At 33.9% G+C, this 11,133-nt stretch carries 10 protein-coding genes; 7 read left to right on the plus strand and 3 right to left on the minus strand.

All coding sequences use genetic code 11. The annotated features are described in order from the left end of the window. The first annotated feature begins 97 nt into the window (after positions 1–97). The 7 genes from NSED_RS04850 to NSED_RS04880 all read left to right on the plus strand — a co-directional run bounded on the left by NSED_RS04850 (position 98) and on the right by NSED_RS04880 (position 7,778). On the plus strand, positions 98–1,120 hold the full coding sequence (locus tag NSED_RS04850; protein WP_014965134.1) for an AAA family ATPase: 1,023 nt from the start codon (positions 98–100) through the stop codon (positions 1,118–1,120). Positions 1,121–1,145: 25 nt separating this feature from the next. Beyond that, positions 1,146–2,696 (plus strand): vWA domain-containing protein, encoded by a 1,551-nt coding sequence (locus NSED_RS04855; RefSeq protein WP_014965135.1) that lies wholly within the window; start codon positions 1,146–1,148, stop codon positions 2,694–2,696. 149 nt (positions 2,697–2,845) lie between these two features. Further along, positions 2,846–3,523 carry a hypothetical protein gene (locus NSED_RS04860; protein ID WP_014965136.1) on the plus strand — a complete coding sequence of 226 codons (678 nt, stop codon included), beginning with the start codon at positions 2,846–2,848 and terminating at the stop codon, positions 3,521–3,523. 130 nt (positions 3,524–3,653) lie between these two features. Continuing rightward, positions 3,654–5,189 (plus strand): type II/IV secretion system ATPase subunit, encoded by a 1,536-nt coding sequence (locus tag NSED_RS04865; RefSeq protein ID WP_014965137.1) that lies wholly within the window; start codon positions 3,654–3,656, stop codon positions 5,187–5,189. Positions 5,190–5,246: 57 nt separating this feature from the next. Further along, entirely contained in the window at positions 5,247–5,603 is a 357-nt protein-coding gene (locus tag NSED_RS04870) for a response regulator (protein ID WP_014965138.1), read from the plus strand. Between the two features lie 106 nt (positions 5,604–5,709). Beyond that, positions 5,710–6,732 (plus strand): sensor histidine kinase, encoded by a 1,023-nt coding sequence (locus NSED_RS04875; RefSeq protein WP_232212415.1) that lies wholly within the window; start codon positions 5,710–5,712, stop codon positions 6,730–6,732. A gap of 29 nt (positions 6,733–6,761) precedes the next feature. Beyond that, on the plus strand, positions 6,762–7,778 hold the full coding sequence (locus NSED_RS04880) for an SHOCT domain-containing protein (protein ID WP_014965140.1): 1,017 nt from the start codon (positions 6,762–6,764) through the stop codon (positions 7,776–7,778). On the opposite strand, the gene NSED_RS04885 is transcribed toward NSED_RS04880, so the two are convergent. The 3 genes from NSED_RS04885 to NSED_RS04890 all read right to left on the minus strand — a co-directional run bounded on the left by NSED_RS04885 (position 7,779) and on the right by NSED_RS04890 (position 11,125). Continuing rightward, positions 7,779–9,131 carry a pyridoxal phosphate-dependent aminotransferase gene (locus NSED_RS04885; protein WP_014965141.1) on the minus strand — a complete coding sequence of 451 codons (1,353 nt, stop codon included), beginning with the start codon at positions 9,129–9,131 and terminating at the stop codon, positions 7,779–7,781. A gap of 70 nt (positions 9,132–9,201) precedes the next feature. After that, positions 9,202–9,525 (minus strand): AMP-binding enzyme, encoded by a 324-nt coding sequence (locus NSED_RS10745; RefSeq protein ID WP_014965142.1) that lies wholly within the window; start codon positions 9,523–9,525, stop codon positions 9,202–9,204. Continuing rightward, positions 9,506–11,125, minus strand: coding sequence for an AMP-binding protein (locus NSED_RS04890; protein ID WP_014965143.1), 1,620 nt, complete (start codon positions 11,123–11,125; stop codon positions 9,506–9,508). The genes NSED_RS10745 and NSED_RS04890 overlap by 20 nt, the downstream gene beginning before the upstream one ends. Between the last annotated feature and the right edge of the window lie 8 nt (positions 11,126–11,133).

Genomic DNA, 11,133 nt, shown 5'->3' on the forward strand with positions numbered 1-11,133 from the left:
TAACCAATTTAGTCTGAAATATTCATTAAACGATGTGTATGTAACATTCCTACACATATAACAGCATTAAGTATCCGATACAGCATAATTATTCATCTTGGAGCAGAAAAACGAGTTCATAAAGGGCACAAATCGTTCTAAAATTAAATCAGATAAAGTAAATCTTTCAGTTTCTATTTCAAAGCTCAAAAAAGATACTCACAAATTATCCAAAATGTATGATTTTAAAAAATACATGGATTCGGGCGATATGGTATTCCCTGAAGACATGCAGGAGATGATTCCAAAAGACACACCACCATACCTTGACAACGGGGAGCATTATGTGGAGAGAATTGGAAGGGCACTCAAATTCTTCAAACAATGCGCATTGATTGGTCCGAGTGGAACAGGAAAGACACACATTGTATATCTTGTTGCAGAATTGGCAGGACTTCCAATGTGGGAAATCAACTGTGGTTTGGCAACATCTGTCTTTGATTTGTTTGGCAGATATGTTGGATTGGGAAAGGAAAATTGGATTGACGGATTAATTACTGGATGGTGTAGAAAAGGCGGAATATTATACCTGGATGAGGCAAACATGATGAAACAAGATGTTGCAACAAAACTCAACCCACTACTTGACCAGAGAGGTCACATGGTACTAACAGAAAAAGACAGTGAGATTATTCATAGACATAAACATGCATACATGATAATTAGTATGAACCCAGTATCTTCAGAATTTGCAGGTACAAAACCAATCAACGCTGCTATGAGAAGAAGAATGAGTGTTTGGCTTAATTTCGATTACATGAGTGTTGGAGACAATGTTGATGACAAAGAAATCCAGATGGTAAAAGAGAAAGGAGGAGTCTCCGCAATAGATGCTGAAAGCATAGTTAGAGTTGGTGCCAAACTAAGACAAGAATACAAAATGGGAGATATCCCATATGGACCTTCGGTCGGAGATTTGGTTAACTGGGCAAAGATATGTGCAGATGGAGCATCAGTTCCAGAAGGAGCAGACGAGACCCTTGTACCAATGACAAGCGATGATCCAGAAGTTCAAGACGAAGTAAGGCACATTATCAAAAAAGTTCTAGAGAGTCAAGCAGCATCAAGAAAGAAGGTGTAAGAAACTGAAAGACACCATACAGGTTATGGCATCACAGATATTTTTTGATATCTGCGAAAAAAAACCAATTGATGTAGATTTGTTTTTCTCAAATGAAATCCATTTTCCTAAAATAGAATATGAGCCAAGAATTACAGCCCATTTTCCAATACCTAGAGAGTATAAAGGAATGCAGATAATTCAAAACAGCATATTTTCAAATCTTGAGCAGTATCAGAATACAATTTTTACATTGTTTTTTGCATCTGTTTGTCATCTAGCAGGGCATGCAAAAGTGACTGATTTTAAAAAATACAAAGAGTGGATAAAAGGCAAAAACAAAAGCAGAGCATATGAGACCATAGAGTTCATCGAAGACATCAGGGTAGATAATTTTTTAAAAAATAACTTTCCAGAATATTATTCAGAGATTGCAAAGATTGAAAAATTTTTTGATATTATTAATGAAAAAAATGAATTAGAAGATTTTAGAAAGGTTGCAAAAAAGACATTTGTGAATAAATTCCTTCAAAACATTGCAAAAGAGAAAAAAGAGATTACTGAAAAAATAATCAATTTAGAGCCGGAAGATGACGAGAAATTCCTTGAAATTGCAGAAACAATTTATGAGTCATTGAATATTCTATCTGATCAAACATATCCTTTTACTGACAAGCATTCCCATCCAGAAAAGATTACAAATTGGAATCAAAACATATCACTAAAAACTGAAGGAAGATTTCAGGATGTTGTAGAAAGGTTTGGAGACATTTGGTATGGACAAATAAAACGTAGAGCTAAGGTAAGCAAAAAATATGATAAAATGGTAGAAGGGTTAGAGTTTGATAAAATAGATTTTGCACCTGAAAATATTGGCGAATACCTAAGATTGAAAAATGTAACTCATTTGTTTTTGAAAAAAATGTCTAACCAAATGAAGATGATGGCAAATGTTCAAGATGAAGGGGTTGCAGATGACATGGGTATGTTGGAGATGCAAGCTGCAATTCAATCTGTTGCAGCAGAAAATCCAAGAATACAGATTTTTGAGCAAGATGATATAAGAAGAGTTGAAGAAGCATGGTCAATCATTGTAGATACCAGTAGCAGTATGAAATTAAAATTTGAAGAGATGAAAAAATTTACAATGTGTCTTGGTGAAGCAGCTGATGCAGTAAACGCAAAAAATGGCAGGTGGGGATTTTTTACATTTAACAATAATTTCAGCATTATCAAAGACCATGATCAAAACTTTGATCAGAGTGCCAAGGCACGTGTTGGTGGAATTGAAATCAAAGGATTATCGTTTATTGCAGATGCAATAAAATTATCCATGAGAGTTTTAGAAAAAGAAATTATTGAAAGAAAATACATTTTTCTAATAACAGATGGACAAGCATTAGGAACAATTGACGCAGATACAAAAATGATGAGTGCCGTAGAAGAAGCAAGAAAAAAAGGCATCAATATTGTTGCAATTGGAATACAAGATGGCAACACAAAGATCTTCTCAAGATGCATTCCATATGAGGGATTGAGGAAAACAATAGCAAAGTTCCTTAACGCATATCAAATGCTTGCTCAAGATGAAATGTAGAGTGTGAAACATCATATTTTACTCATATTATAAAAATTAGCCATAATAAAATAATCCTAGGCGTAATAGTGTAAAAATTACTTATCTGTAATTCAAAAAAATTACATACGCGACTAGATAACATATGAAGTAAAAACACGATTAATAAAATGAAAACCACGCTAACCAAAAAACGTGCAATCAGTACTATCCTAACTACAGTCATCATCTTGGTGGCATCAGTGGTACTTGGTTCTGGTGTTGTTCTGTATGGTACTAGTCTTTTCCAAGGCAGTACATTGACTGAACAACTAACAGTATCTGGAGCTAAAGTTTGGGTAGATCCTACTGACACAAATGGTCTTGCATGGGGTGCAGCAGGTCTAAGAAACAGTGGAGATAAAGCAATTTCTGTAGACAAAATATCTGTAAGAGGAATAGACGTACCATTTACTAGTTGGTACGCAACTACTGATCAAACAGAAGCATCTGTAGCAAATACACAAGCATCTTTCCCACATACCGGTTCATATGAAGCCGGTACTGGTGGTGAAATGGCAGATAGTGCCACATTTACTTCCAATACTGGAGGTTCTGCACTTTGTACAAATGCAGCAACTGCAGATGAAATACGAATCGATGTAGATGGCAGTGCAGGTTCTCAAGAGACAATGTGTCTTCAGAAACTCACCGGTCCAATTTCACTAGATCCAGGTGTAAGAGCAGTAGTATACTTCCAAGTAATCAATGGAACATTAAATCCAATTGATTCTGGTGCAAGTACCTCAGTTAACATCTTTGCAGGTAAAACTGGAGCCCCATTAAGCTTGACAGTGCAAAACCCATAGGCAAGTATTTTTTTTATTATCTTGCATCTTTTTATCTTATTTTAAAACCCAGACCAGGTGTGAATTGTATGTATTGTGATGTTTCATACTGTTCAATATATCCAAAAAATCAAGATAATTATCGTATATCATGGGTAAAAAAGACAAAGAACAAGGATTGGAGACATTTCTTAAAAGTGAATTTTTAGGAGAATTAAAGAATGAAACACCTATTGGTTCAATCCTGGTAGAGAAATACCCACTAAAAGCACCATTTAGTTATGCAAATATCATTCAAAATCAAGAGACAGGCAGTCTATCATATCAAATAGATGAAACCAAACTATCTCAATCAGAACAAGTAATTTACAATCAGCTCTATCAATTAATTGAGGAAAATATTGACTCTCCAGAAAACATTGAACAGAATTTTGGGTTCATGTCGTTTGTAAACAAAATACTAAAAGAAAATGAAAAATTATTCCTAGACCAACCAAAAGGAAGCATTGAGAAAGTAAAGTATTATCTTGAAAGGGATATTGACGGATTTGGCGAGATTGATCCAATCATGCAAGACCCAAACATAGAGGACGTCAGTTGTAGTGGAATTAACTCTCCAATCTATGTCTGGCACAGAAAATACGACAGTATTCCATGTAATGTATCATATCAGGATGAAAAATTAAACTCATTTGTGTCAAGAATTGTTTTCAGAGCAGGAAAACACATCAGTTCTGCTTACCCAATTTCAGATTTAGCATTACAAGGCAATCACAGAATTTCAGTCCTATATCAAAAAGAAGTGACTCCTAAAGGAACCAGTTTTACAATCAGGAAATTCAAGCAAGACCCATACTCTATTGTAGATTTGATAACATTTGGTACAATTAGTGTGGAGATTGCAGCATACATGTGGCTACTCATGGAATCAAAAATGTCAATAATGGTTATTGGTTCTACAGGTAGTGGTAAAACAACAATTCTTAATGCAATTACTGGATTGATCAATCCAGATTACAAAATTTTTTCAGTAGAAGACGTTTCAGAAATTAACATTAAACATGAAAACTGGTTTAGCCTTATCTCCAGAACGGGATTTGGTAGCGAGGGAGAAGGCGAAATTGGATTATATGATTTGATTAAATCAGGTGTAAGACATAGACCTGACTATATCATCGTAGGGGAAATCAGAGGCTCTGAAGCATATGTAATGTTTCAGGCCATGGCCACAGGCCACGGAGGACTGTGTACCATGCACGCAGATAGTTTGGAATCTGCAAGTAAAAGATTGCAACAAAAACCAATGGACATACCTGCATCATATATGGCATTGATGAATTGTGCAATAGTAATTAGAAGAGTAAAGGGTCCAGATGGAAAAGGAGTTAGAAAAGCAATTTCCATTCAAGAGATCAAAGACGCCAACACATACTATGATGCTTTCAAATGGAATCCAAAATCAGACTATTTCAATCCTGCATTAGAAGATAGTGAAATGCTACATAGAATATCTGAACAATCTGGAAGAGACATGGAAGAGATTTTTGCAGAATTAAAACGAAGGGAAACCGTTTTGAAATGGCTTGTACAAAGAGGAATTAGAAGATATGATAAAGTGGCAGAGACTGTAGGAAAATATTACAGAGATCCCGATGCATTGATGAAAGAGATAGAGTTCGGGGTATAGTATGTCATTTATCAAAAAACACGAAGAAGAAGACAAGAAGAAGAAAAATTAAAAATTTTGATTATAGATGATAATGAACAGATAACAAAAATGTTAACCACGTTTTTAGAATTAAATGAACACGATTGTACAGTTGCAAACGATGGTAGTGAAGGATTAAAAAGAATCAAAGAAAATAACTATGATGTAATACTGTTAGATTTGGCAATGCCTGAATTTGATGGGTATTCCGTAATCAAAGATTTAGAAGATAACAATATGCTAAAAGATCAGAAAATCATAGTCTTTACCGCATCAACTATTACACAAGATGAATTGGATGGTCTTGTGAAAAGAGGTGTTTCAGCATATATTCTAAAACCAATAGACATCGATATCCTACATTCAAAATTAAAAGAAATTGCACAATTGTGATAGGAAACGCAATTAAATGCTATCAATCAAAATAACATTATTTTTGGTTTCAGGTGTATCAAGTTTTATTATATTTTACATGGGGATAGTAAATTTTTTGACATCTGTGGAAGAAACAACAGGACTAATTATGTTAATATTTTCAATTTTTGTGGCAACAGGGACATTACTTGCAACAGTAAACATTTCTAGAAACATCACGCAACCCATAGAAAAATTAACACAAGACATGAAGCAATTTTCAGCAACCAACAAAGCATCAAAAAGAACACCGCTTAAAACAAACGTATCAGAAATATTTCAATTAAACGAGGACTTTAAAATCATGGAGCAGAGAGTCGAAAAAACAATTGAACTTACAAATGATTATGTCGAGAAATTAAAAGAGATGGACAGGAAAAAAATTGAATTTTCTTCAATGGTTTCACATGAACTAAAAACACCACTAGTTCCAATATTGGGCTATGTTCAAATGCTTCAGAAAAAGAATTTTCTCGGAGAATTAAATGAAAAACAATCAGATGCAGTAAATGAAATCCATGCAGCAACAATAAGACTGCAAAGACTAGTAGGAGACATACTTACAACTCAAAAATTAGATTTAGGAAAACTAGATTTCAATAAAGAAGAAACAAATGTTTTAGAATTACTAAATTCAGTCATCAAAGAATTTCAGCCAATTGCAGAAGAAAAAAAGGTCATTTTAGAGATGAATTTTAATGAAGATATATGCATTTTTACAGATAAAGATAGAATCAGTCAAGTGTTTTCGAATTTGATTAAAAATTCGATTGATTTTGTACCGAAAAGTAGAGGGATCATTACAATTGGGGCAAAAGATTGTGGGGATTTTGTGGAATTTTTAGTTCGAGATAACGGTTCAGGCATGTCCATTGAAAATCAAAAAGATATTTTCAAAAAATTCTACCAGATCGATACGTCTACCAGCAGAAAACGTAGTGGTAGCGGGTTGGGATTGGCAATATGTAAAGGAATTGTGGAAGGATTGGGTGGAAAAATATGGGTTGAAAGTAAAGTTAATGAGCAAACAACATTCTATTTCACCATTCCAAAAAAACCAATAGACTCATCAGCAAAAAATGAATTAAATAATAAGATTTCAAATTAGAATTTAACAATTACTCATTACTAATCTGGATGAATTCTACGCTTATCTTAAATCAAAAAAAATCAAAAATGACATTATTGGATAAAAAGTACTGGGCATATTCTCTATTAGTATTATTTTCAGGATTACTAGTAAATCCAGCATTTGGAGAATTGACTAGTTTTCATACAAATAATAATTCATTTATGATGGGGGATGAAATTGAATTTTCAGGCACGGTAGAAAAAGAATCCAGAGGACTAGTGACAATTGTAATTCGAGATCAAAATAATGAATTTGTATTATTAACACAAGCAACAATAAACCCCGATGATACTTTTGAAAAGAGTATTGTTATAGAAAATAAATTCACAGAAAGCGGGATTTACAATGCAACAGGTTTTATTCTTAACATGACACGGGGGATTACATCAGAATTTGATGTATCATTAAATGAAAGCAAAATGATTGTTGAGCCTATCGTTGAAACAGCAGAGAGTGAAATTAACAATACTCAACAAAATAATCATTTAGAAACTGAAAAAAATAATGAATCAATAGAAAAACCTAAGATCATCAATAGGGATTTTGTAGATCCAAATAAAGTTCCATCTTATTATATTCAAAGATATTATTCTGAACCTGCATACAAGAGTTGGTTTGATAGTAATTATCCGAGTCAGACAATTGAAGAGACAGTAGGATATACAGATAATGTTGAAAAAACAAAATCCACAGTTCAAGACATCATGGATAAAGAAATTCTTCCTCAAGCACAAGCATCATCCATTGCCGAATCTACTCAAAACGAGGTTAACAATTCAGAAATTGCACAAACATCATTAGTTTTAGCAGCAATAGGAATATTGTTTGGAGCAGTATACGGAGTCAAAAGACAAGCAGATAGTAATTCAAGACAAATTTTAATTAACAGAAATAGCATTAGAATTCCAAAAATTAGCAACCCAATAACAGGTTCAAACCCTAACGAAATTCTCCAGAAAAGACTGGCCAAGGGAGAAATTACTTTGGGAGAATATGAAAGACTAAAGTCAAAAATAGACTAATCAGGGAACTACGACAGAACTGGAGGATTCTGTATCATACAAGGCATCTTTTCTGAGTTTTCCAAAGAAATCTGCAATCATATCAAGACCTGCAACTACTTTGGGAGCATTCTTTTTTACAAATTCAATTTTTTCAGCATTTGATTTTGGCTTATTTTCCAAATAATTTTGATAAACCATTGCCCCATCATAATCCACATATGCAATCCTTGCACTAAAATCAGTTCTTTCTAAAACCAGACTATCTCCACCGACTATAGCAGTATGAAAAGGATGAACAATTAATGCTTCAGACAATTTTTGAGATGTTAAAATGTGTGCTTTTTGTAAGTCAGGAGCAAATGAATTAAAATCAGCTAGAAGATAAAAAGTAGCGTCAGGCTTTGTGGCCTTTACGCCTTCAATTGAAGAAAGGGCATGAAAAGTATATTCGCCCATTATTTGATGTATATTTCTTGTAACTTCAAAATATTCATTCATCTCGTTACTTATTTCAAATCCCGCAACCGCGGCATGCTGTATTGGAGTTGAAACCGCAGTATACTCTGTAGCAAGGATTTTTTTGAACTGAGTCTTTAGATCTACTGCATGCTGTGGAAAAATCACATAGCCCAATCTATAACCTCCAGCTGCATGAGACTTTGACAAACCATTTGTGACAAATGTCCCTTCAGGGTAGATTTTTGCCATACTAACAAATTTTGAAAAATCATATGTTGTAAGTGCATAAATTTCATCAGAGATTACTGTAATGTTTTGTTCTTTACAAACATCAGCAATTTCCTCTAGCTCTAATCTGTCGTATAACAGTCCTGTAGGATTATTGGGATTATTTAATATCAATATCTTTTGTCTGTCTTGTAATCTAAGTGCTAACTTTCTAAGATCACTGGGGGATATTTTTTTGTTAGCACGAGTAGGCAACATGTGATAATTTTTTTTAAGAAATCTGATTTGTGGAAGATAGCCAAGCCATGCAGGGGTTGGCAAGATGACTGTTCCATGTAATATCTCCAAAAGATTAAAGATCAGCTCCTTTGTTCCAGGGCCGACATAGATTCTATTAGGAGCAATATCCATATCAAAATAATGTTTATTATATTTGGAAATTGCATTTCGCAATTCAGGGATTCCAGGAACCGCGGCATATGCTCCCTTATCTGCATTTTTGATTAAAGCATTCTGGATTAATTTAGGTACAGGAAATGGGGATTGGCCAAATGCAAATCCATAAAATCCAAAATTACATTCAGGATGAGGGCAATCTGAATGAAATTCTTGCAAAAATGTGTTTAATTTGAGGTTTTCAGGCATCTCAATATCTTCTACCTGCTGATCAACTACGAATTTCAATGATGTAACTTATTGCAGTTGAAATTATAAATTAATCGTAAAATAGTCAATATCAAAGAGTTAGATTTTATCAACTCAATTTTTCAATTTCATCTAAAACATCAGGATTCTCCAAGGAAGACAAGTCCCCAAGATCATCGCCGAGTAATTTTGATTTCAACAGTCGACGCATGATTTTTCCTGTTCTAGTTTTTGGAAGATCAGATAGTTGGAAAAGAAGTTTGGGTCTTGCCAATTTGCCAATTTTTTCAGCCACATAATCAGAAATTTCAGATACAGGTAATTTTTCAGATACATCAGATACAAAAAACACTACAATTGCTTCACCAGTTATATCATCAGGGATTGCGATTGATGCAGCATCTGATATTTTTTTATTGAGATATGACAGCATGTTCAATTTCAGCAGTAGACATTCGATGACCAGATACGTTAATCACATCATCTGTTCGTCCACGCATATACCAAAGATTGTCATCATCCACATACACATAATCTCCATGAAACCAAACATCTTTGAATCTAGACCAGTATGTTTGCAAATATCTTTCATCATCATTTAACAAACCACGTGTCATTGCAGGCCAAGGAGACTTTATTATCAAAAAACCATTTTTCCCTCTAACAGGACTTTGATTCTCATCAACTACATCCAAATTCATTCCCGGTACAGGAATTCCTACAGTCGATGGTTTTAATTTCATTCCAGGGAAAACAGATAACATTGCACCTCCAATTTCAGTACCTCCAGAAAGATTCATGATTGGGATTTTTTTATTTCCGACTTTTTCATATAGCCACCACCATGAATCCTCATCAAGGGGTTCACCGGTGGTAGGAATGTTTTTTATTTTTTCCAATGAAAATAATTTTGCAGGTTCAACATTATTTTTCTTAAACAATCTTACGGCAGTTGGAGATATTCCAAAAATTGTTGCATCGTATTCTGATAACATCCTCCAAACTCTATCAGATGAGGGAAAGTCCAACCCTCCATCATAAATCACAGCAGATGCACCCATCATCAAAAGACCATAAACATTCCACACCAGACCTGTAATCCACCCAATATCTGCAGGCCAAAATAGTGTGTCTTGTGCCTGCATATCAATAAGATATGCCGCCTGATGCCCTGCAAACACTGAAAATCCCCCATGAGTGTGAATCACACCTTTTGGCTTGCCAGTGGTTCCCGAAGTGTATAAAATAAACAAAGGATCCTCAGAATCCAAAATTTCAGTGTCACAGAAATCATTTTGAACAGAAACAAGTTTATCATAAAAAATAATTTTTTTAGATTCAGTGTATTGATCAATTTTTTTGTAAGGAACCAATATTGTTTTTTCTACAAATGTGTCATTAACTGCAATCTCTATAGATTTTTTTTGAGAAACAGGTTTTCCTTTGCGATAAAACCCATCAGAAATTATTAGAAACTTAGCATTACAATCTTTTAATCGTATGTGTAATGATTCTGCACTATATCCAGAAAAAATCACTGTTTGTATCGCACCTATTTTTGCTGCTGCAAGTATTGACAAAATTGCCTCTTCAATCATAGGCAGATAAATTGCAACTACGTCACCTTTTTTGACTCCGAGAGATTTTAACCCATTTGCAAGTTTAGATACTTTTGAATTTAATTCTGAATATGAAATCTTTGATTGTTTTCCATCTTCTGATTCAAAATAATATGCAATTTTTTCAGGGGATGTTTTATTGAATTTCTCAACTGAGGATTTGTAAATATTTGTTTTACCGTTAACAAACCATTTAGACCATGCAATTCCTTTAGAGTCATCTAATACTTTTGTATACGGCTCATCCCAAACAACTCCGATATCTTCGTCTACTGATTTCCAGTACCACTCCAAATCATTCTTAGCTTTTTCAGACAATTCATCTATTGTTAAGACATTGTGTTTTTTCATAAATTTGTAAATATTGGATTCTTGAATTTGTTTGTCTGTTGGAATAAATTCAAAATTAGACAAGATTTGAT

The sequence above is a fragment of the Candidatus Nitrosopumilus sediminis genome (genome assembly GCF_000299395.1).
Lineage (GTDB): Archaea > Thermoproteota > Nitrososphaeria > Nitrososphaerales > Nitrosopumilaceae > Nitrosopumilus > Nitrosopumilus sediminis.

Coding starts and splice junctions, on each gene's coding strand:
- NSED_RS04855 (WP_014965135.1), top strand. CDS start 1,146: ATGGCATCACAGATATTTTTTGATATCTGCGAAAAAAAACCAATTGAT.
- NSED_RS04860 (WP_014965136.1), top strand. CDS start 2,846: ATGAAAACCACGCTAACCAAAAAACGTGCAATCAGTACTATCCTAACT.
- NSED_RS04865 (WP_014965137.1), top strand. CDS start 3,654: ATGGGTAAAAAAGACAAAGAACAAGGATTGGAGACATTTCTTAAAAGT.
- NSED_RS04880 (WP_014965140.1), top strand. CDS start 6,762: ATGAATTCTACGCTTATCTTAAATCAAAAAAAATCAAAAATGACATTA.
- NSED_RS10745 (WP_014965142.1), bottom strand. CDS start 9,525: ATGCTGTCATATCTCAATAAAAAAATATCAGATGCTGCATCAATCGCA.